19 protein-coding genes are annotated in these 20915 nt (G+C 71.9%); 10 read left to right on the top strand and 9 right to left on the bottom strand.

Annotation, left to right across the window (positions count from 1 at the left end):
- From BZZ08_RS13765 to BZZ08_RS13755, 3 genes are all read right to left on the bottom strand, one after another.
- On the bottom strand, positions 1-648 hold a 648-nt coding region (locus tag BZZ08_RS13765), incomplete at its 3' end, for an NADH-quinone oxidoreductase subunit C (RefSeq protein WP_104632478.1).
- Entirely contained in the window at positions 645-1262 is a 618-nt protein-coding gene (locus tag BZZ08_RS13760) for an NADH-quinone oxidoreductase subunit B (RefSeq protein ID WP_104632477.1), read from the bottom strand. The genes BZZ08_RS13760 and BZZ08_RS13765, both read right to left, overlap by 4 nt.
- Positions 1253-1693, bottom strand: a complete 441-nt coding sequence (locus tag BZZ08_RS13755) for an NADH-quinone oxidoreductase subunit A (RefSeq protein WP_104632476.1) — start codon at positions 1691-1693, stop codon at positions 1253-1255. Before BZZ08_RS13755 ends, BZZ08_RS13760 begins: the two co-directional genes overlap by 10 nt.
- Before the next feature lie 195 nt (positions 1694-1888).
- On the opposite strand from BZZ08_RS13755, the gene BZZ08_RS13750 reads away from it, so the two are divergent.
- The 7 genes from BZZ08_RS13750 (at position 1889) to rarD (ending at position 11091) form a co-directional block, all read left to right on the top strand.
- Positions 1889-3115, top strand: a complete 1227-nt coding sequence (locus BZZ08_RS13750; RefSeq protein ID WP_104632475.1) for a sensor histidine kinase — start codon at positions 1889-1891, stop codon at positions 3113-3115.
- Between the two features lie 112 nt (positions 3116-3227).
- Complete coding sequence (locus BZZ08_RS13745; protein ID WP_104632474.1) at positions 3228-4595, top strand: sensor histidine kinase; 1368 nt, start codon at positions 3228-3230, stop codon at positions 4593-4595.
- Between the two features lie 369 nt (positions 4596-4964).
- Positions 4965-5624 (top strand): response regulator transcription factor, encoded by a 660-nt coding sequence (locus BZZ08_RS13740; RefSeq protein ID WP_007443820.1) that lies wholly within the window; start codon positions 4965-4967, stop codon positions 5622-5624.
- A gap of 270 nt (positions 5625-5894) precedes the next feature.
- A complete protein-coding gene (locus BZZ08_RS13735; protein WP_104632473.1) occupies positions 5895-7832 on the top strand; it encodes a 2-oxoacid:acceptor oxidoreductase subunit alpha in 1938 nt (645 codons plus the stop codon).
- Complete coding sequence (locus BZZ08_RS13730; RefSeq protein WP_104632472.1) at positions 7825-8883, top strand: 2-oxoacid:ferredoxin oxidoreductase subunit beta; 1059 nt, start codon at positions 7825-7827, stop codon at positions 8881-8883. The genes BZZ08_RS13735 and BZZ08_RS13730 overlap by 8 nt, the downstream gene beginning before the upstream one ends.
- Before the next feature lie 158 nt (positions 8884-9041).
- Positions 9042-9896, top strand: coding sequence for an SDR family oxidoreductase (locus BZZ08_RS13725; RefSeq protein ID WP_104632471.1), 855 nt, complete (start codon positions 9042-9044; stop codon positions 9894-9896).
- A 139-nt stretch (positions 9897-10035) separates the two neighbouring features.
- On the top strand, positions 10036-11091 hold the full coding sequence (gene rarD, locus BZZ08_RS13720) for an EamA family transporter RarD (protein WP_104632470.1): 1056 nt from the start codon (positions 10036-10038) through the stop codon (positions 11089-11091).
- 21 nt (positions 11092-11112) lie between these two features.
- Here the strand turns inward: rarD and BZZ08_RS13715 are convergent, their stop codons facing one another.
- Positions 11113-11748, bottom strand: a complete 636-nt coding sequence (locus BZZ08_RS13715; RefSeq protein WP_198601455.1) for a CGNR zinc finger domain-containing protein — start codon at positions 11746-11748, stop codon at positions 11113-11115.
- Between the two features lie 21 nt (positions 11749-11769).
- Between BZZ08_RS13715 and BZZ08_RS13710 the strand changes: the two genes are divergently transcribed.
- Positions 11770-12240, top strand: coding sequence for a VOC family protein (locus BZZ08_RS13710; RefSeq protein WP_104632469.1), 471 nt, complete (start codon positions 11770-11772; stop codon positions 12238-12240).
- A gap of 166 nt (positions 12241-12406) precedes the next feature.
- A complete protein-coding gene (locus tag BZZ08_RS13705; RefSeq protein ID WP_104632468.1) occupies positions 12407-13372 on the top strand; it encodes a M28 family metallopeptidase in 966 nt (321 codons plus the stop codon).
- A 64-nt stretch (positions 13373-13436) separates the two neighbouring features.
- Here BZZ08_RS13705 and BZZ08_RS13700 read toward each other — a convergent pair whose 3' ends face one another.
- Positions 13437-14846, bottom strand: coding sequence for a tetratricopeptide repeat protein (locus BZZ08_RS13700; protein ID WP_198601454.1), 1410 nt, complete (start codon positions 14844-14846; stop codon positions 13437-13439).
- 248 nt (positions 14847-15094) lie between these two features.
- Here BZZ08_RS13700 and BZZ08_RS13695 point away from each other — a divergent pair, with 248 nt between their 5' ends.
- Positions 15095-15697, top strand: coding sequence for a flavodoxin family protein (locus BZZ08_RS13695; RefSeq protein WP_104632467.1), 603 nt, complete (start codon positions 15095-15097; stop codon positions 15695-15697).
- Here the strand turns inward: BZZ08_RS13695 and BZZ08_RS13690 are convergent.
- From BZZ08_RS13690 to BZZ08_RS13675, 4 genes are all read right to left on the bottom strand, one after another.
- Positions 15687-16631: an ABC transporter permease gene (locus tag BZZ08_RS13690; RefSeq protein WP_104632466.1), complete on the bottom strand. Its 945-nt coding sequence runs from the start codon at positions 16629-16631 to the stop codon at positions 15687-15689. The two genes, BZZ08_RS13695 and BZZ08_RS13690, sit on opposite strands and share 11 nt — an antisense overlap.
- Entirely contained in the window at positions 16618-17601 is a 984-nt protein-coding gene (locus BZZ08_RS13685) for an ABC transporter ATP-binding protein (protein ID WP_104632465.1), read from the bottom strand. The genes BZZ08_RS13690 and BZZ08_RS13685 overlap by 14 nt, the downstream gene beginning before the upstream one ends.
- A 52-nt stretch (positions 17602-17653) precedes the next feature.
- Positions 17654-18907, bottom strand: coding sequence for a LolA family protein (locus BZZ08_RS13680; RefSeq protein WP_104632464.1), 1254 nt, complete (start codon positions 18905-18907; stop codon positions 17654-17656).
- A gap of 412 nt (positions 18908-19319) precedes the next feature.
- The gene (locus BZZ08_RS13675; protein ID WP_104632463.1) at positions 19320-20330 is read right to left on the bottom strand and encodes a polyprenyl synthetase family protein; all 1011 of its coding nucleotides are present in this window, start codon (positions 20328-20330) and stop codon (positions 19320-19322) included.
- Positions 20331-20915 lie beyond the last annotated feature (585 nt).

Below are 20915 nucleotides of genomic sequence, written 5' to 3'. Positions count from 1 at the left end.
GCGTTCGCCCGCCCCGCGGGCCGGGCGCTCCCCGGCCGCACGCCCCGCGCCCCGGGCCGGGCGCGCCGGAGCGGGAGGCAGCTGGCCCTTCAGCGGGCCCCACTCGTTGGGATCGGGCACGCCCGGCGGCAGCATCTGGCGGCGACGGGGACCGCCGTGATCGGACTCGCCGGGCTCCTTGGCCCCGGGCCAGGCCTTGGCGACGCGGGCGGCGAGGACGAAGTCCTTGCGCAGCGGGTGGCCCTCGAAGCCCTCCGGCAGGAGCAGGTGGTCCAGCGCGGGGTGGCCCTCGAAGGCGACACCGAACATCTCGTGGGTCTCGCGCTCGTGCCAGGCCGCACCCGCGTACACCGCGACGGCGGTGGGCAGCACCGGGGCGTCGTGCGGGACGGTCGTACGCACAAGCAGCCTGCGGACCGGTCCCAGCGCGACGACGTGTGCCGCGACGCGGAACCCGGTGCCCGGCTCGTCGACCGCGCTCAGCCAGTCGAAGTAGGTGCAGCCGAGCCGGTCGCGTGCCGTCTCCAGGGCGGTGATCCAGGACGTCGGCGGCACGTCGACGGTCAGGAGGTCGTACGACTCCCCCGCCTCGGCGTCCGGACCGAAGAGTTCCTCGGCGCCCGCGGGCAGCCAGCCGACCGCGGTCATCGGCCCTCCTCGGCGTCGGGGGCCGGAGCCGGAGCCGAGGCCGGCGGTCGTACCAGGCCGCTCCGCAGCGCGGCGGTCGACGGCCGGGGCGAGGTGCCGTACCGCTCCCCCAGCGACTCCCGCGCGATCTTCTCCTGGAGCTTGAGGATCCCCTGGAGCAGCGCCTCGGGGCGCGGCGGGCAGCCGGGGACGTAGACGTCGACGGGGATGATCTGGTCGACGCCCTTCGTCACGGAGTAGGAGTCCCAGTACGGGCCGCCGCAGTTGGAGCAGGCGCCGAAGGAGATGACGTACTTCGGCTCGGGCATCTGCTCGTACAGGCGTTTGACGGCCGGTGCCATCTTGTCGGTCACCGTGCCCGAGACGACCATCAGGTCGGCCTGGCGGGGGCCGGGCGCGAACGGGATCACGCCGAGCCGGATGAAGTCGTGGCGGGCCATCGACGCGGCGATGAACTCGATCGCGCAGCAGGCGAGGCCGAAGTTGAAGACCCAGAGCGAGTAGCGGCGGCCCCAGTTCAGGACGACCTTCATCGGCTCCGGAGCGAGGCGTGCGAGCGTGCCCAGCCTCTTGGGCTCGGGGAGCGGCACGGGTGGGGAGGGGTTCACGTCCATGACAGGACGCCCTTCTTGTATGCGTACAACAGACCCACGGCGAGGAAGCCGAGGAAGATGAACATCTCCACGAGGGTCGTGGCCCCGTAACCAGGGTCGGCGAAGACCGTCGCCCAGGGGAAGAGGAAGATCGAGTCGACCGCGAAGATGACGTAGAGGAACGCGTAGACGTAGTAGCGGACCTGGGTGTGCGCCCAGCCCTCCCCCACGGGGTCCACGCCGCACTCGTACGTGAGCAGCTTCTCGGGCGTCGGGACCACCGGTCGCAGCAGCCGTCCGGCGCCGAAGGCCACGGCGACGAAGAGCACTCCCACGACGGCGAGCAGGCCGACGACCGAGTACGACTGGAAGTAGTCCGCGGCGAGCCCGACGGTCGCGTCGGCTGTGGTCACGGCGCCGGCGGTCGCCTCGCCGACGGTCGGTTCCGGCACGTGCGCCCCTCGCTCCCTGTCGTGGACGGCGTGAACGCCGCTGTTCGACGATCTGTACGCACGGGAGTCTAGGGCCTGATAAAGACGCGGTAAGCAGCCCGTCGCACCTTGAGACGCGGGGGTGGGGTTTTCCTCAGTGCGCCCCGGCGGTCCACCTCATGGCGCGGCGCCGCACCGCACGGCACGCTGACGTGTATGACCGAACGTCTCTCGACCTCCAGCCTCGCCGGGACCACCGGCGCGGCGGCCGGCGACCGCCTGCCACCGGCCCGTTTCGCCTACGACCGGCACACCTGGAAGGAGATCGCCCATCTGCTGGCGAATCTTCCGGCGGCGCTGCTCGGCTTCGTCTACGTCGTGACGACGCTGTCCGTCGGTATCGGGTTGACGGTCACGGTGATCGGGCTCCCGCTGCTGGCGGCCGGCCTGCTGGGCGCGCGGCAGTTGGGCAAGCTGGAGCGGGCCCGGGCCCGGAGGCTGCTCGGCGTGCGGGTGGACGAGCCGAGCCCGCTGCCGCTGCGGGGCAGGCGCGGCTTCTTCGCCCAGTTGTGGATGTCCCTGAAGGACCCGGTGGGCTGGCGCACGGTCCTGTACGACGTCATCCGGCTCCCCTGGGGCATTGCCACCTTCGTCGTCACGTTGACGTCGTTGATCGTGCTGTGGCCGGTGCTGCCGTTCATCGCGCGGGGCCTGGCCAACGTCGACCGGGCCATGGTGCGCGGGCTGCTGTCCCCGTCCGACGAGCTGGAGCGGCGGATCGCCGAGCTGGAGTCGGACCGGGGGGTCGTGGTCGACACGGCCGCGGCCGACCTGCGGCGCATCGAGCGCGACCTGCACGACGGGGCACAGGCCCGCCTGGTCAACCTCGCGATGGGTCTGGGCCTGGCGAAGGAGAAGCTCCTGGAGGACCCGGACACGGCGGCGGCCATGGTCGACGAGGCGCACGGCGAGGTGAAGCTGGCCCTGCAGGAGCTGCGGGACCTGGCCCGCGGTATCCATCCGGCCGTCCTGACCGACCGCGGTCTGGACGCGGCGCTCTCCTCGGTCGCCTCCCGCTGCACCGTGCCGGTCAGGGTCTCCGTCGACCTGGCGGAGCGCCCCGCGGCGGCCATCGAGGGCATCGCCTACTTCACGGTCTCGGAGCTGCTCCAGAACGTCAGCAAGCACAGTGGCGCCGGCTCGGCCTCCGTGGAGGTGTGGCGGTCGTCCGACCGACTGCTCATGCAGGTGGCGGACAACGGCCGCGGAGGCGCGCGCCTCGACGGCGGTACGGGGATGAAGGGCCTCGCCGACCGGCTGTCCGCCGTCGACGGTCTCTTCCTCGTCGACTCCCCGGAGGGCGGCCCGACGACGATCACGGCCGAGCTGCCGTGGCGCGACCGCACGGAGGCCGACGCGGCGGGCTCCGTCGCCAGGAGGTAGGGAAAACCCCCCTCCCCGGACGCCGACGGGCTCCATTGGCCGTGGCGGTGCGGCCGAGGAGGGTGGAGGTAGGACGGCACAGCCGCAGACCACGAGGAGAAGGACGGCACCGATGGCCACGGAATACGGACAGGGTTACGGGCTCGGGAGCGGGTCCGGCTTCCCCGGGGACACCGGTGCGCGGCACCACCGGCTGCCGGCCGGACTGCGGGCTCCGTTCGAGGCGCGCAGCTGGCGGGAGTTCGGCTACGTGCTGATGGGCCTGCCGGTCGGCATCCTGCTCTTCACGTACGCCGTGACGATGGTGTCGCTGGGGGCGGGCCTGCTGGTGACGTTCCTGGGGGTGCCGGTGCTGGCGGCCGCGCTCGCCGGGTGCCGGGGCTTCGGGGCGATGGAGCGGGCGCGGGCCCGTGCGCTGCTGGGGCTGCGGGTGTCCGACCCGGAGCCGCTGCGGCTGAAGAAGCAGGGCGCGATGGGCTGGATGGGGGCTGTGCTCAAGAGCGGCGCCTCCTGGCGGAGCCTGCTGTACGCGGTGCTGCAGTTCCCGTGGGCCGTGTTCTCGTTCGTCGTCGCCCTGAACGTGTGGGCGCTCGGCTGGGCGATGCTGACGTACCCGCTGTGGTTCTGGGTGTTCCCGGTGTACGCCGGCCAGGACGGGCTCCAGCTGTACGGCGACGAGACGCACCGGATCTACCTGGACAACCCCTTCGAGATCACCGTGACCGCGCTGGTCGGTCTGCTGTTCACCCTGGCGACGCCGTGGCTGGTGCGGGCGCTGACCACGGTGGACCGGGTCATGGTGCACGGGCTGCTCGGACCCTCGCGGCTGGCGACGCGGGTCGTGGAGCTGGAGTCGGACCGGGGGGTCGTGGTCGACACGGCCGCGGCCGACCTGCGACGCATCGAGCGCGACCTGCACGACGGGGCACAGGCCCGCCTGGTCAGCCTCGCCATGGACCTGGGGCTGGCCAAGGAGAAGCTGAAGGAGGACCCGCGGGCCGCGGCCGTCATGGTGGACGAGGCGCACGGCGAGGTGAAGACGGCGCTCCAGGAGCTGCGGGACCTGGCTCGGGGCATCCACCCGGCGGTGCTGACCGACCGCGGTCTGGACGCGGCGCTGTCGTCGGTGGCCTCGCGCTGCACCGTGCCGGTGCGGGTGGAGGTCGACCTGGCGGAGCGGCCGGCGTCGGCGATCGAGGGCATCGCCTACTTCACCGTCTCGGAGCTGCTCCAGAACATAAGCAAGCACGCGCGGGCCACGTGGGCCGCCGTGGAGGTGTGGCGGGTGGAGAACCGGCTGATGCTCCAGGTCGTGGACAACGGCGTGGGCGGCGCGCAGGCGTCGGCCGGGTCCGGGCTGGCCGGTCTGGCGGAACGGCTCGACGCGGTGGACGGCATCCTCGTGGTGGACTCGCCGGCCGGAGGCCCGACGCGGATCACGGCCGAGCTGCCGTGGCGGAACGAGCCGGTCACGGGCTGATCCGCCCGTGGGCGGCGCCGCCCTCGGCCCGTGCCGCTCAGCCCTCGATCGGCACGGGCCCGCGCCGCACGGGACCGAGCGGCACGGGCCGAGGGACACGGGCCGAGGGACACGGACCGAGGGACACGGGCCGAGGGACATCGCGGCGGCCCGGCAGCGGCCCGGTGGCGTGATCGAGAACCGGCCATCGGGTGGCCGAACCCGGACTGACACGCAGGACTTCCCGTTCTCTTCCCGTTGCCCGAGGGCGTCCGGCCCCGGATGCTGGGATGCTGGACCCGTCGCACGGACGGTTCGTGGACGCGGCGTGGGCCGCGCGGACCGCGCAGGTGCACGGGCTGTGGGGGGCCGAAGATCGTGGAGGACAGGGTGCGGGTGGTCATCGCCGAGGATTCAGTGCTGCTCCGAGAGGGGCTGACCCGGTTGCTGACCGACCGCGGGCACGAGGTCGTGGCCGGTGTCGGCGACGGTGAGGCACTGATCAAGACCATCACCGAGCTGGACGCCCAGGGCGAGTTGCCGGACGTCGTGGTGGCGGACGTGAGGATGCCGCCGACGCACACCGACGAGGGGGTGCGGGCCTCGGTGCGGCTGCGCAAGGCGCATCCCGGTCTCGGCGTGCTGGTGCTGTCCCAGTACGTGGAGGAGCGCTACGCGACGGAGCTGCTGGCCGGTTCCAGCCGGGGCGTCGGCTATCTGCTGAAGGACCGGGTGGCCGAGGTCCGGGAGTTCGTGGACGCCGTGGTCCGCGTCGCGCAGGGCGGTACGGCGCTGGACCCGGAGGTGGTCGCGCAGTTGCTCGGCCGCAGCCGCAAGCAGGACGTACTGGCGGGGCTCACCCCGCGGGAGCGGGAGGTGCTGGGGCTCATGGCCGAGGGCCGGACGAACTCGGCGATCGCCCGGCAGCTCGTCGTGAGCGACGGGGCCGTCGAGAAGCACGTCAGCAACATCTTCATGAAGCTGGGTCTGTCCCCGAGCGACGGTGATCACCGCAGGGTGCTCGCCGTGCTCACCTATCTCAACTCCTGACATCACCGGCTCACGCCTCGGAAGCACCGGCAGGCTCGGCGGCGCGGACGCTCATCCGGACGAATGAGAAACCGGAGGGTGGGCGGGGTGCGTCCTCGAGGGTGCCGGGGGGCGGGGAAGCCTTGGGATTCCAGGGCTGTGGGCCATCTCGAAGTCGTGTCCATCATGCGAATGTCCACCGGAAGTCATGGCGTGCGGACGTAGGGTTGATCCTGGGACGGTCGGTGGGAGACCAGTCCCCGGACAGCCGTCCCTAGGGAGGTCCAGTAAGTGACCAGCCAGGTCAGCAGCCCAGCGGAGCAGGCCGACGGTACCGACGAGTCCGCCGTGGGAGCGCAGCGCAAACCGGTCGGGGCGAAGGACGTCCGCCGGCTGGACCGAGTGATCATCAGGTTCGCGGGGGACTCGGGCGACGGGATGCAGCTCACCGGCGACCGTTTCACCTCGGAGACGGCGTCGTTCGGCAACGACCTGTCGACGCTGCCGAACTTCCCGGCCGAGATCCGGGCACCCGCCGGCACCCTGCCGGGCGTCTCTTCCTTCCAGTTGCACTTCGCCGACCACGACATCCTCACCCCGGGTGACGCGCCCAACGTGCTGGTGGCGATGAACCCGGCCGCGCTGAAGGCGAACGTGGGCGACCTGCCCCGCGGCGCGGAGATCATCGTCAACACGGACGAGTTCACCAAGCGGGCGATGCAGAAGGTCGGCTACGACACCTCTCCGCTGGAGGACGGCTCCCTCGACGGGTACCACCTGCATCCGGTGCCGCTGACGACGCTGACCGTCGAGGCGCTCAAGGACTTCGACCTCAGCCGCAAGGAGGCCGAGCGCAGCAAGAACATGTTCGCGCTCGGGCTGCTGTCCTGGATGTACCACCGGCCCACCGAGGGCACGGAGAAGTTCCTGAAGTCGAAGTTCGCGAAGAAGCCGGGCATCGCCGCCGCCAACATCGCGGCCTACCGCGCGGGCTGGAACTTCGGTGAGACCACGGAGGACTTCGCGGTCTCCTACGAGGTGGCGCCGGCGGCGACGGCGTTCCCGCCCGGCACCTACCGCAACATCTCCGGGAACCTGGCCCTGGCCTACGGCCTGATCGCCGCCTCCCGGCAGGCGGATCTGCCGCTGTTCCTGGGCTCGTACCCGATCACCCCGGCGTCCGACATCCTGCACGAGCTGTCCCGGCACAAGAACTTCGGCGTGCGCACCTTCCAGGCGGAGGACGAGATCGCCGGGATCGGTGCGGCGCTGGGGGCGGCCTTCGGCGGGTCGCTGGCGGTGACGACGACGAGCGGTCCGGGGGTGGCGCTCAAGAGCGAGACGATCGGGCTCGCGGTGAGTCTGGAGCTGCCGCTGCTGGTGGTGGACATCCAGCGCGGCGGCCCGTCGACGGGTCTGCCGACCAAGACGGAGCAGGCCGACCTGTTGCAGGCGATGTACGGGCGCAACGGCGAGGCGCCGGTCCCGGTCGTCGCCCCGCGCACCCCGGCCGACTGCTTCGACGCCGCCCTGGAGGCCGCGCGGATCGCGCTGACGTACCGGACGCCGGTCTTCCTCCTGTCCGACGGCTACCTGGCCAACGGCTCCGAACCATGGCGGATCCCCGAGCAGGAGGAGCTGCCCGACCTGGCGGTGCGGTTCGCGCAGGGCCCGAACCACACGCTGGACGACGGCACCGAGGTGTTCTGGCCCTACAAGCGTGATCCGCAGACCCTGGCCCGTCCGTGGGCGGTGCCGGGCACGCCGGGACTGGAGCACCGGATCGGCGGCATCGAGAAGCAGGACGGCACCGGCAACATCTCCTACGACCCGGCCAACCACGACTTCATGGTCCGCACCCGGCAGGCCAAGGTCGACGGCATCGAGGTCCCCGACCTGGAGGTCGACGACCCGGACGGCGCGCGGACGCTGGTGCTGGGCTGGGGCTCGACGTACGGGCCGATCACGGCGGCGGTGCGGCGGATCCGCAAGGAGGGCGGCCGGATCGCCCAGGCCCACCTGCGCCACCTCAACCCCTTCCCGGCCAACCTCGGCGCGGTGCTGAAGCGGTACGACAAGGTGGTGGTCCCGGAGATGAACCTCGGGCAGCTCGCCACCCTGGTCCGGGCGAAGTACCTGGTCGACGCCCAGTCGTACAACCAGGTCAACGGCATGCCGTTCAAGGCGGAGCAGCTCGCCACCGTCCTGAAGGAGACCATCGATGGCTGACACCAACGCACTGCTCCAGCTCGTTCCCAGGGCCGAGGGCAAGCAGTCCATGAAGGACTTCAAGTCCGATCAGGAAGTGCGCTGGTGCCCCGGCTGCGGCGACTACGCCATCCTCGCCGCCGTGCAGGGCTTCATGCCCCAGCTCGGCCTGGCGAAGGAGAACATCGTCTTCGTCTCCGGCATCGGCTGCTCCTCCCGCTTCCCGTACTACATGAACACCTACGGGATGCACTCCATCCACGGCCGCGCCCCCGCCATCGCCACCGGCCTCGCCGCCTCCCGCCGGGACCTGTCCGTGTGGGTCGTCACCGGTGACGGCGACGCGCTGTCCATCGGCGGCAACCACCTCGTCCACGCCCTGCGCCGCAACGTCAACCTCAAGATCCTGCTGTTCAACAACCGGATCTACGGCCTGACCAAGGGCCAGTACTCCCCGACCTCCGAGGTCGGCAAGATCACCAAGTCGACGCCGATGGGGTCGCTGGACGCGCCCTTCAACCCGGTCTCCCTCGCCCTCGGCGCGGAGGCGTCCTTCGTCGCCCGGACCGTCGACTCGGACCGCAAGCACCTCACCGAGGTCCTGCGGCAGGCCGCCGAGCACCCCGGCACGGCCCTGATCGAGATCTACCAGAACTGCAACATCTTCAACGACGGCGCCTTCGACGCCCTCAAGGACAGGGAGCAGGCCGAGGAGGCGGTGATCCGCCTGGAGCACGGGCAGCCGATCCGCTTCGGCACCGACAACGCCAAGGGCGTCGTACGCGACCCGCGCACCGGCGACCTGGAGGTCGTCACCGTGACGGAGGACAACGAGGCGGACATCCTGGTCCACGACGCCCACGCCGCGTCCCCGACCACGGCCTTCGCACTCTCCCGCCTCGCCGACCCGGACACCCTGCACCACACCCCGATCGGCGTCCTGCGCTCCGTCGAGCGGCCGGTCTACGACACGCTCATGTCCGACCAGCTCGACACCGCCGTCGAGCAGAACGGCAAGGGCGACCTCGCCGCGCTGCTCGCCGGCAACGACACCTGGACGGTCGTCGGCTGACGGGCCGCCGTTCACAGCACACGAGGGCCCGGGCGGGAAGCGTCCGGGCCCTTCGCCTTACCTGGAGGTAAGTACCTTACTTCAAAGTGGGCACTTTCCAGAAGTTAGCGCAGCGCCTAGGGTCAGTGGCAACACACCCCCCAAGGAGCACTGAAGCCATGAGCATCGTCGTCACCGGAGCCACCGGACACCTCGGCCGCCACGTCGTGCGGCAACTGCTGGAGAAGGTGCCGGCCGACCAGGTCACCGCCGTCGTCCGGGACCGCGACAGGGCCGCCGACCTCGCCGCCCGCGGCGTACGGCTCGCGGTCGCCGACTACAACTCCCCCGAGACCTTCGACGACCTGTTCGCGGCCGGCGACCGGGTGCTGCTGATCTCCGGGAACGAGTTCGACAAGGGCCGCGTGCGGCAGCACACGATCGTCATCGACGCGGCGAAGAAGGCCGGCGTCGCCCTGCTCGCCTACACCAGCGCCCCCAGCAGCCTCAAGGCCGCGCTCGCCGACGACCACCGCGCCACCGAGGAGGTGCTGGTCGGCTCGGGCGTGCCGTACGTGCTGCTGCGCAACGGCTGGTACCACGAGAACTACACCGAGCAGCTCGCCCCGGTCCTGGAGCACGGCGCCGTCGTGCAGGCGGCCGGCGAGGGCCGGGTCTCCTCCGCCTCCCGCGCCGACTACGCGGCCGCCGCCGTCGCCGTACTGACCGGCGAGGGCCACGAGAACACGGCGTACGAGCTGGGCGGCGACGAGGCCTGGAGCTTCGCCGAGTACGCCGCCGAGCTGAGCCGGCAGACGGGCAAGGAGATCGTCTACAACCCCGTCTCCATCGAGGACTACACCGGCATCCTGACCGGCGCCGGGGTGCCCGGGCCGCTCGCGGACGTCTTCGCGGGCGTGGACGCCGCCATCGCCGAGGGCGAGCTGGTCGTCTCCACCGGCGACCTGTCCCGGCTGGCCGGCCGCCCGACGACGCCGCTCGCGGAGGCCGTCGCCGCCGCACTCAAGGGCTGACCCCCGCCCTCACCGGCCCCCATCCCGCCTGTCATGACCGTATTCCGATACGGGCATGACAGGCGGCCGGGTGCGGCGCTACCTTCGTCCTCGCATGCCTCCCCGTCCCCGGCATGCCGTGTGCGAGAAGGAGGTGCCCGTGGCCGGGTCGTCCAGGAGTGATCAGCGAATAGGCCTGCTGAACGGCTTCGCGGCGTACGGGATGTGGGGTCTCGTCCCGCTGTTCTGGCCGCTGCTCAAGCCCGCCGGGGCCGGGGAGATCCTCGCCCACCGGATGGTGTGGTCCCTCGCCTTCGTCGCCGTCGCCCTGCTCTTCGTACGGCGCTGGGCCTGGGCCGGCGAGCTGCTGCGGCAGCCGCGCAAGCTCGCCCTGGTCACGGTCGCCGCGGCGGTCATCACCGTCAACTGGGGCGTCTACATCTGGGCCGTGAACAGCGGCCACGTCGTCGAGGCCTCGCTCGGATACTTCATCAATCCGCTGGTCACCATCGCTATGGGCGTGCTGCTGCTCAAGGAGCGACTGCGGCCCGCGCAGTGGGTGGCGGTCGGCACCGGCTTCGCGGCCGTGCTCGTCCTCACCCTCGGCTACGGCCAGCCGCCGTGGATCTCGCTCTGCCTCGCCTTCTCCTTCGCCACCTACGGACTGGTGAAGAAGAAGGTCAACCTCGGGGGCGTAGAGTCGCTGGCCGCGGAGACGGCGATCCAGTTCCTGCCGGCGCTCGGTTATCTGCTGTGGCTGGGCGCCCGGGACGAGTCGACCTTCACCACCGAGGGGCTCGGGCACTCGGCCCTGCTCGCCGCGACCGGCATCGTCACCGCGATCCCGCTGGTCTGCTTCGGCGCGGCGGCGATCCGCGTACCGCTGTCCACGCTGGGGCTGCTGCAGTACCTGGCGCCGGTCTTCCAGTTCGCGCTCGGCGTGCTGTACTTCCACGAGGCCATGCCGCCCGAGCGCTGGGCGGGTTTCGGGCTGGTCTGGCTGGCGCTGACGCTGCTCACCTGGGACGCGCTGCGCACGGCCCGGCGGACCGCGCGTGCGCTGCGGGAGCGGTTGGACCGGACGGGCGCGGGCGTACCGCCGGTCAAGGCGGACGCCGTCGCGCGCGAGTCGGGGGTGGTGGCCTCGGGGACCCCGGTGGCCGATTCCACCGACGCGCCCCGGCAGCAGCACGGCACCAGGGCGGGGCGGCCGTAACGGCACCTGGTGAGGACCGGGTCAGTGCTGGTCCGGCGCCCGCCGGGCGCGGTGGGCACGGACCTTCTCCCGGTTGCCGCAGTGTTCCATCGCGCACCAGCGGCGGCGGCCGGGACGTGAGGTGTCGACGAACAGCAAGTAGCAGGTGTGGGCACCGCACTCGCGAATGCGGTCCGCGTACGGACCGGTGAACAGCTCGATCGCGTCGCGCGCCACGGTCGACAGCAGCCGGGACCCGTCGGCGCCCGGGGCCCAGCCGCGCGTGCCGTCCGGTTCGAGCCGGGGGACGAGCGGGGGCGCGGCCGCGGCGGCGTTGACGACGTCCAGGTGGGCGGGGCGGAGCGGTCGTCCGTGGGCGCGGTCCGCGGCGAGGAGGAAGAGGGCGTCGCGCAGGGCCCTGGCCCGTTCCACGTCCGTCCGGTCCACCGACAGGTCCAGCCCGTCCGGCAGCCGGCTGTGGCCGACCCAGGTCATCAGGTCGGCGGGCTCGTGCAGCACCTCCCAGCGAGCGAAGGCGCCCGGCCCTCCCGTGGTCAGCAGTTCGAGGCAGAGCGCACCCGGGTCGAAGCGGTACGACGTGCCCTGGGACGACACCAGCGTCAGTCCGGGGGGACGGCCCAGGGCCGACTTCGGCGATTCCGCTGCCCGCTCGGTCATGCAACCAGTATAAGTGGTTACATGACATCGACCTCAAGACCGGCTCCTCTGCACATCAAGATCGTCATCGACGCGGCCGCCCCGCACGCCCAGGCGGACTTCTGGGCCGCGGCCCTCCACTACGAGGTGGAGGACAACAGCGCGCTCATCGAGAAACTGCTGGGCTTCGGGGCGGTACCGGCGGAGCTGACGGTCGAGTCCCACGGCCGCCGCGCCTGGCGGGACCTGGCCGCCGTGCGCCATCCCGACGACCCCTTCCAGGAGGAGAGCGGCACCGGGCTGGGGCGGCGGCTGCTGTTCCAGCGCGTGCCGGAGGCCAAGACGGTCAAGAACCGGGTCCACCTCGACGTGCACGCGCCGGACGGCCGGCGCGAGGAGGAGGTCACCCGGCTCCAGGCGCTGGGGGCGAGCGTGCAGCGGCAGGTGAAGGAGCCGGGCGGCGAGTGGGTGGTGATGACGGACCCCGAGGGGAACGAGTTCTGCGTGCACTAGGACCGGCCGGGCACGACAGCGGCTGACCGGACGGCTTCCGGTATGTGTGACACCGTGGCCGAATAGCGGTCTTGACGGGCGGTCAGTCCCGCCCGCACCATCCAGGCACCCCATTCACTGCGGAGTCCCCACCCCAGGGACCCCCTAGGAATCCGGAGCCCCCCACATGAAGCTCCTCCTTTCCGGGCGTGCGCTGACGGCCGGAGCCGTCGCCGTCGCCACGCTGGTGACCGGCGGTTCCGCCGCGGGCGCGGCGACCGCTCCCGCGCACCCCGCCGCCTCCGCCACCGTCGCTGCCGCACCCGACATACCGATAGCCAACGTCAAGGCCCATCTCTCGCAACTGCAGTCGATCGCCACGGCGAACGGCGGCAACCGCGCCCACGGCCGCGCCGGCTACCAGGCCTCGCTCAACTACGTGAAGGCCAAGCTGGACGCGGCCGGATTCACCACCCGCGTCCAGCAGTTCACCGCCTCGGGCCGCACCGGGTACAACCTGATAGCGGACTGGCCCGGCGGCGACGCGAGTCAAGTTGTCATGGCCGGGTCACATTTGGACAGCGTCACCTCCGGGCCCGGCATCAACGACAACGGCTCCGGCTCCTCGGCCGTCCTGGAGACCGCGCTCGCCGTCGCCCGGTCCGGCTACCAGCCCACCAAGCACCTGCGCTTCGCCTGGTGGGGCGCGGAGGAGCTGGGACTCGTCGGCTCCCGCTACTACGTCAACAGCCTCGGCTCCGCCGAGCGCGCGAAGATCAGCGGTTATCTGAACTTCGACATGATCGGTTCGCCCAACCCCGGCTACTTCGTCTACGACGACGATCCCACGATCGAGAAGACGTTCAAGGACTACTTCGCCGGTCTGGGCATCTCCACGGAGATCGAGACCGAGGGCGACGGACGCTCCGACCACGCGCCCTTCAAGAACGCGGGTGTCCCCGTGGGCGGTCTCTTCAGCGGCGCCGACTACCGCAAGACGTCCGCGCAGGCGGCCAAGTGGGGCGGCACCGCGGGCCAGCCGTTCGACCGCTGCTACCACTCGTCCTGCGACACGACCGCCAACATCAACGACACCGCCCTGAACCGCAACAGCGACGCCATCGCGTACGCGGTCTGGGAACTGTCGCAGTAGGACGGACGGCCCCGCGCGGGCGTCGTCCGGGCGGGACGGCACCCACGGCGCCTCCCGGTCGGCGTCAGCCCGCCTGGGCGCCGACGCGTCGGGTGAGGCGGCCCATGCGGTCGCGGGCGGACCGCAGTTCCTCGGCGTCCTCGGCGGCCGGGCCGTCCTCGGCGGCGAGTTCGTCCCACAGGCCGACCAGGTCGCCCCCCAGCTCCAGGCCCCGTGCGGGGTCGCGTACGGCACGCCAGGCGGTCGCCGCGCTCTGGACGTTGCCGTACGCGGCCTCGGCGTCGCCCGAGCGCCGGTGTATCCGGGCCAGGTCGAGGGAGAGCTGGAAGGCGCGGTCCGGGTCGCCCGACAAGTAGGCGATGTACGCCGTGAGTTCACGGAGCCGGAGCACCTCGGGGTGCTCCGGCCCCAGCGTCCGCGAGGCCTCCGTCACCGTCTCCTCCGCCAGCCGCGCCGCGACCTCCGTACGCCCCTCCTTGACGGCCTCGTTGATGCGCAGCGTCGGCTCCGCGAGCAGCGCGGGGGCGGTGGCGTCGCCGGGCGCGGTGAGCGGGGCGTCCCCGAGCACGGCCTCGGCCACGGCGTCGAAGCCGCGGGCCGGCGTGGGCTTGGGGTCGGGATCGGAGTACGAGCCGGGGCGGGGGCCGAGGTCGGGGACGGGGGCGGTTTCCGGCTCGGGGGCGGGGGCCGGCTCGCAGGCGGGGGCCGGCTCGGAGGCGCGTACCGGTGCCGGGATCGGCTCAGGTATCGGCTCCGGAACCGGTACGGGTGCGGGAGTCGGCTCCGGCGCGGTGGCGAAGGGGCCGGGCGTCGGCCGCGGCCCCGCGTCCTGCGAGGCGCCGGCCGTGGAAGCGGCGTCCATGCGGGGCGGCGGCCCGAACTCACCCGTCGGCGGCGCCACCGTGCCGGGTGGCGTGCTCCCGGCCGGTTCCGGCAGGGCGCGCAGCGTGAACGTCGGCGCGCTGTCCCGGACCGGCGCCACCGCGCGCAGGACGTGCGTGAGCCGGTCCTGCCGTACGGGTGCTTCCACGGGCGCCTCCGTGGGCACCTCCGTGGGCGCCTCCGTGGGCACCTCCGTGGGCGCCTCCGTGGGCACCTCCGTGGGCACCTCCACGGACGCTTCCGGGGGCGCCTGCACCGATGCCTCCTCGGGTGTCGTCGGCACCGGTTCCGCCGCGAGGTGGCTGGAGCCGTCCGGATCGACCCGGAGGGGCACGGAGTAGCCGAGGCGACGGTCGTGGATCGTGGCGAGGACGGGGCGACCGGCGGCGAGGGCGAGGCGGTGGAGGCGGTTCAGGACGGCGTTCTGGATCTCCTCGCCCGGGGCCGCGACGACCGGTGAACCGTCGACCGTGGCCCCGCGTGCGCCGAAGTCGCCCTCCGGCACGCGGACGTCGATCGGCGTCGTCGCGGGATCGGGCGAGCCCTCGGCGCGCTCGTGTTCCCGCTGTTCGTCGCGGCCGAGTCGAGACATCGTTCCCCCACTCATCGGCGGCTTCCGTCGGCGGTTCCCGTTCCCTGCCGTCCAGAGCCTGTCATGCCTGTCTTACACCTGTTGTCGAGTCTCTCCGCTCGCTCCCGGTTCTCGCGTCACCGGGGTGTCACAGGCTCGTTCCAGGAGGTCACGCCGCGGGTTGACCGTGCACGCAGACGCCGTCTCGATGTGTGTGCATATAATGCATGCGCAGGTTATCGTCTGTCGCCTATCAAATTGAGGTCCTCATGACGCGCCGCTTCCTCTTCCTGCCGGGCAGCACCCGACCCGACGGCAACACCGAGTCGCTCGCCCGCCGCGCCGCCGACCAGTTGCCCGCGGACGTCGAGCAGCGCTGGATCGACCTGGCCCGGCACCCCTTGCCGGAGTTCGAGGACCTGCGCCACGACAGCGACCACAAGCGCCCCACGGAGGGCAACGCGCGTCTGCTGCTCGACGCCACCCTCTCCGCCACGGACATCGTGATCGCCTCGCCGCTGTACTGGTACACGCTGTCCACGCCGGTCAAGCGCTACCTCGACCACTGGTCCGGCTGGCTGCGCACCCCCGGCCTCGACTTCAAGGCGACCCTGGCCGGCCGCACCCTGTGGGGCGTCACCGCGCTCGCCCACGAGGAGCAGGAGGTCGCCGACCCGCTGATCGGCGCCCTGAACAACTCGGCGGCGTACATGGGCATGCGCTTCGGCGGGGTGCTGCTGGGCAACGGCAGCAAGCCCGGTGACGTCCTGCGGGACACGGAGGCGCTGGCCCGCGCCAAGACCTTCTTCGCGCAGGAGGCGCCGTTCGCACGGTTCGCGTACGAGCGGGCGGAGGCCGGGGTTACGCGGTGATGTCCTTGGTCGTGAACCGGGCCCAGGCCGCCGAGCCGAAGACCGCCGCGTAGAGGGCCTGGAGGCCGAGGTTCTTCACCAGGTCGTCCCAGTAGACCGGTTCGCGCATCACGTCGGCGAAGGAGAGCCAGTAGTGCGAGAAGAAGTACGGCTGGAGGGCGTCGAGCTGGGGGATCTGGTCGAGGATCTGGACGGTGATCAGCAGTCCGACCGTGGTGGCCATCGCCGCGATGCCGCTGCTCGTCAGGGTGGAGACGAACAGGCCCAGGGCCGCGATGCCGACCAGTGAGGCGGCCACGACGAGGGCGATCAGCAGCGCCCGTCCCAGGCCCTCGGCGTACGTGATCCGGGTGCCGGAGATGGTGATCAGATCGCCGACGGGGAACAGCAGCGCGCCGACCGCGAGCGCCGAGACCGCGACCACCAGGGTGGCGGCGAGGCAGAAGGCGATCACCGTCGCGTACTTGGTGAGCAGCAGCCGGGAGCGGCCGGCCGGGGCGACCAGGAGGTAGCGGAGCGTGCCCGCGCTCGACTCGCCCGCGATCGCGTCGCCCGCGACGACGCCGATGGCCATCGGCAGGAAGAACGGGAGGGTCGCGGCGAGCGCGGTGAAGACCAGGAACAGCCCGTTGTTGCTGACCTGCGAGATGAACGCCGGTCCCGCGCCGCCACCGCCACCGCCACCGCCACCGGGCGAGGACCCGTCGCTCGTCTCGATCTTCACCGCGATGCCCACCAGGACCGGTACGGCCGCGAGCACGGCCAGCAGGGCGAGGGTGCGCCAGCGCCGGAAGGTGGTCAGCAGCTCGCTGCGGAGCAGCCCGAGGGACCACAGCGGACTCGGCTTCCGCGCGGCACCCGGGTCCGGCGCCGCCCGCGATACCGTAGCCCGGGACTCCCCCAGCGGCTCGCCCCGCACATCAGCCCGCGACATCGAAGCCCTCCCCGGTCAGCGCCACGAACGCGTCCTCCAGCGAGGCCCGTTCCAGGACGAAGCCCCGGACCCGGACCCGGGCCGCGACCAGCGCCGCGTTCACCTCGGCGAGGTCGCGCTCCGGCGGCTCGGCCGTCACCCGGTCCCCGTCGACGACCACGTCCGCGGCCCCCTGCTCCTTCAGCACCCGGGCGGCCTCGCCCGCGTCCGGCGTGGTCACCACCAGCCGGCCGCGCGCCCCGGCCGCCAGGTCGGCGACCGCACCCTGGGTGATCAGCCTCCCCTGTGCCATCACGGCGGCGTGGGTGCACACCTGCTCGATCTCGTCCAGCAGGTGGGAGGAGAGGAAGACGGTGGTGCCGTCGGAGGCCAGTTCGCGCACGAGGGTGCGGATCTCACGCATGCCCTGGGGGTCGAGTCCGTTGGTCGGCTCGTCCAGGACGAGCAGCCGGCGCGGCTGGAGCAGCGCCGCGGCGAGGCCCAGCCGCTGCTTCATGCCGAGCGAGTACGCCTTCGCCTTCTTGCCGCCGGCGGCCGCGAGGCCCACCCGGTCCAGCGCCGCCGCGACGCGCTCGCGCCGGGTGCGCGGGTCGGCGGTCGGGTCGGCGGCGTCGTAGCGCAGCAGGTTGTCGCGCCCGGAGAGGAAGCCGTACAGGGCCGGGCCCTCGATGAGCGCGCCGACCCGGGGCAGTACGGCGCGGGACGCGCGCGGCATGGGCCGGCCGAGGACCCGGGCGCTGCCCGAGGTGGGTTCGATCAGCCCCATCAGCATGCGGATGGTGGTGGTCTTGCCGGAGCCGTTGGGCCCGAGGAAGCCGAAGACGCTGCCCGCCGGGACGGTCAGGTCCAGACCGTCGACGGCGAGCTGTCCGCCGCGGTAGCGCTTGGTGAGCGCGCGGGTGGCGATGACGGCGTCATCCGCGCTCTCCTGGTCCGGGCGCTCCGGTTCCGCGGCGGACGGTTCGGCCATCGGCTCCCTCTTTCGTCCTCTTCGCCGTACGGGTGGGGATGCTGCGCGGGTCCTACTTGGCGGCGTCGGCCGCCTTCACCAGCGCGTCCTTGGTGACCGCACCGGCGTAGACCTTGCCATCGTCCGTGATCAGGGCGTTGACCAGGCGGGTCTTGAAGACCGTACCCGAGCCGAAGTCGCCCTTGACCTGGTCGCCGAAGGAGCCGAGGAAGCCGCCGAGGTCGCCGCCCGCGGACGCCGTGGGCAGGCCGCCCCCGGCGCCGGTGTCGAAGGTGGCGATCGAGTTCCAGCCCTCGCCGACGACCTTGAGGCCGTCCATCCCCTTGGCGAGGTCGCCCTCGGCCTCCCGCCCGTGCTCGGGGGCCTCGGCCCGCTTGCCGGCCTCGTCGCCCTCGGTGACCTTCGCGCCCTCGGGCGGCGTGAAGTCGAACGTCGACGCGTCCGGCTTCGCGAAGCTGACCTTGGTGAAGCCCACGTCCACGACGGCGGCGCCGCCGCTCGCCGGGGTCAGGGTGAACTTCAGCGGGGTGCCGGTCTCGGCGTCCACGGCCACGGTGATCGCGCCGACCGTGGAACCGTCCTGCTTGGGCTCGACGACCAGGCGGTAGGCGTCCCGGCCCGCCACCTGCGCGGTGCCGCCGACGGTCACGGACGTGGTGTCGTCGATCGACTTGAGCGCCTGGTCGGCGAAGTCCTTCGGGGTGGCCGGCACGTCCTTGCCCGGCACGTCCTTGCCCGGCGCATTCCTGCCCGGCCGCTCGGTGCTGTCGGCGGCGGTGGAGTGGTAGACCTCGTTGGACCCGCTGTCGTAGCCCCAGACGTCCTTGCCGTTGTGGATCAGGCTGTACTCGGCGGCGTTCTCCAGCAGGGAGAGCTTCTGCCGGTCGGGACCGTCGGCCGCGACGCGCAGGGTGTGGCTGCCGGACACCAGCTCGGTGAGCTTGGCCGACGGGTCGGCCGCGGAGCCCTCGCCGTCCTCACCGGAGCCCGGACCGCCGGACATTCCGGACATCAGGCCGCTCTCCAGCCCGCCGAGGTCCGGCAGACCCAGGTCGGTGTTGATGCGCACGGTGCCGGACAGCTGCTGGACGTCCGACTTGGCGATCTTCTCAATGAGCTGCTCCGCCGTGACCTTCGGCAGGTCGGGGTCGCCGGAGTCGGCGAGCGCGGGGACGAGCCCGATCGTCGCGGCCGCCACTCCCATCACCGCGACCGGGACGACGTACCGTGCGGCCTTGCGCCGTCCGGCCCGCAGCTCCTCGCCCTCCCCGGCGGTCGTGTTGTCGTCGGAATCGATCGGTGCCATGTGTGCCCTACCTCCGTCGTCGGCGGCGGCTGTCTCGCGACCTCGCACTCGTTCACCCGTGAGCCGCCATTCTCACCCGAATCGGTGAGGATTGGTGTTTTCCGTGGTGTCCATCTGACCAAATCACCGGAGCACAGGCGTCAGACCCCGGGCTCAACTCCGCCTACTCCTGCGGGATGACACAGAGGGGTGACGAGTCCCCCGGCCCGTAGGGGCGGCCGTACGCCACCCGGCAGCGGACGGTCCCACGCGTGACGCACGTCACGGCCGGGGCGCGACGGGTGACGCACGACGGGAGACCCGTGACGGGCGCCAGGAGACCCCTGACACGCGACACGCGACACGCGACACGCGACACGCGACGGACGGCACGCGACAGGCGACGGACGGCACGCAACGGATCGCTGGGCGGTCAGCCGGCCCGGTGGACCACCGCGTCGCACAGCTCGATCAGCGCGGCCTTCGCGTCGCACTCCCGCAGCGGGGCCAGCGCGGCCCGGGCGTCCTTGGCGTACCGGACGGTGTCCTTGCGGGCCTGCTCCAGCGCGGGGTGGGCGCGCAGCAGACTCAGCGCCTCGGCGTGCCGCGCGTCGTCGCTCAGGTCGGAGTCGAGCAGCTCGCACAGCGCGATGTCCTCGGCGAGCCCCAGCCGGGCCGCCCGCTCGCGCAGCCGCAGCACGGGCAGGGTGGGGATGCCCTCGCGCAGGTCGGTGCCGGGCGTCTTGCCGGACTCGTCGGAGTCGGAGGCGATGTCCAGGACGTCGTCCGCGAGCTGGAAGGCGACGCCGAGCCGCTCGCCGTACTGGGTCAGCACGTCCACCACCGTCTCGTCGGCGCCGGACATCATCGCGCCGAACCGGCAGGAGACGGCCACCAGCGAGCCCGTCTTGCCGCCCAGTACGTCCAGGTAGTGGTCGACCGGGTCGCGGCCGTCCTGCGGGCCGGCCGTCTCCAGGATCTGACCGGTGACCAGCCGCTCGAACGCGAGGGCCTGGACGCGGACCGCCTCGGGGCCGAGGTCGGCGAGGATCTGCGAGGCGCGGGCGAACAGGAAGTCGCCGGTGAGGACCGCGACCGAGTTGCCCCAGCGGGTGTTCGCGCTGGGCACCCCGCGCCGCACGGCGGCCTCGTCCATCACGTCGTCGTGGTACAGCGTGGCGAGGTGGGTCAGCTCCACCACCACGGCCGAGGGCACGATCCCGGGGGCGTAGGGGTCGCCGAACTGGGCCGAGAGCATCACCAGCAGCGGACGGAACCGTTTCCCGCCGGCCCGCACCAGGTGCTGGGCGGCCTCCGTGATGAACGGCACCTCGCTTTTGGTTGCCTCAAGCAACCCTTCCTCGACAGCAACCAATCCGGCCTGGACATCGGCTTCCAGAGCCTGGTCCCGCACGCTCAGCCCGAACGGCCCGACGACGGTCACGAGGGGTCTCCTGTCTGCTGGTGTCTACTGGCGATTACCTGGTTTGTCGATAGGTCGCTGCCACCACTCAAGTCAGCGTATCCGGTCACGTTTCGATCACCGCTAGCGCCCACCGTTACAGGCTGGTCGGTATCGGATCATGAACGGTATGTTTTTGATCAGGTGATATGAGCAGATTTTGATTGATATCGCCAGAGGAGATGAGCCGGACCCGGCGGGCGAACGGGCCGGAAGCCGCCACCGAAGATCCCACCACTCCTCCCAACGGCCCGCACTTCGAGAACGTCACCCAATCGACACACGCGCTCGCACCGGTCACACACACCCGCCCGCACCGGTCCACGCACACCCGCCCACTCCGCGGTCCACGCACACCCGCCCACACCGATCCGCGTACGCCCGTCCGACGGGCGCGACAGGCATCTCCCCGGCCGCCCACTCCCCCTCCCGCTTCCCTCCTCCCGCCGCTCGACACCCGAAGCCGTCCCCGCCTGCGGCCGGTTGGCGCACGGTTGAGACGAATGCCCGTTTTGCCGCGCTTGTTGAGGCCAGTGAGTTGGCTCACTCCGGACCGCCCGCAGGCAA

It is taken from the genome of Streptomyces sp. MH60, from assembly GCF_002939385.1.
Classification (GTDB): domain Bacteria; phylum Actinomycetota; class Actinomycetes; order Streptomycetales; family Streptomycetaceae; genus Streptomyces.
This window is presented reverse-complemented; position numbering and strand designations above follow the sequence as displayed.

Bases quoted from the DNA above. Each gene is read 5' to 3' on its own strand.
- BZZ08_RS13760 (WP_104632477.1), bottom strand. From the start codon at position 1,262: ATGGACGTGAACCCCTCCCCACCCGTGCCGCTCCCCGAGCCCAAGAGG.
- BZZ08_RS13750 (WP_104632475.1), top strand. From the start codon at position 1,889: ATGACCGAACGTCTCTCGACCTCCAGCCTCGCCGGGACCACCGGCGCG.
- BZZ08_RS13745 (WP_104632474.1), top strand. From the start codon at position 3,228: ATGGCCACGGAATACGGACAGGGTTACGGGCTCGGGAGCGGGTCCGGC.
- BZZ08_RS13730 (WP_104632472.1), top strand. From the start codon at position 7,825: ATGGCTGACACCAACGCACTGCTCCAGCTCGTTCCCAGGGCCGAGGGC.
- BZZ08_RS13725 (WP_104632471.1), top strand. From the start codon at position 9,042: ATGAGCATCGTCGTCACCGGAGCCACCGGACACCTCGGCCGCCACGTC.
- BZZ08_RS13715 (WP_198601455.1), bottom strand. From the start codon at position 11,748: ATGACCGAGCGGGCAGCGGAATCGCCGAAGTCGGCCCTGGGCCGTCCC.
- BZZ08_RS13710 (WP_104632469.1), top strand. From the start codon at position 11,770: ATGACATCGACCTCAAGACCGGCTCCTCTGCACATCAAGATCGTCATC.
- BZZ08_RS13705 (WP_104632468.1), top strand. From the start codon at position 12,407: ATGAAGCTCCTCCTTTCCGGGCGTGCGCTGACGGCCGGAGCCGTCGCC.
- BZZ08_RS13700 (WP_198601454.1), bottom strand. From the start codon at position 14,846: ATGTCTCGACTCGGCCGCGACGAACAGCGGGAACACGAGCGCGCCGAG.
- BZZ08_RS13695 (WP_104632467.1), top strand. From the start codon at position 15,095: ATGACGCGCCGCTTCCTCTTCCTGCCGGGCAGCACCCGACCCGACGGC.
- BZZ08_RS13690 (WP_104632466.1), bottom strand. From the start codon at position 16,631: ATGTCGCGGGCTGATGTGCGGGGCGAGCCGCTGGGGGAGTCCCGGGCT.
- BZZ08_RS13685 (WP_104632465.1), bottom strand. From the start codon at position 17,601: ATGGCCGAACCGTCCGCCGCGGAACCGGAGCGCCCGGACCAGGAGAGC.
- BZZ08_RS13680 (WP_104632464.1), bottom strand. From the start codon at position 18,907: ATGGCACCGATCGATTCCGACGACAACACGACCGCCGGGGAGGGCGAG.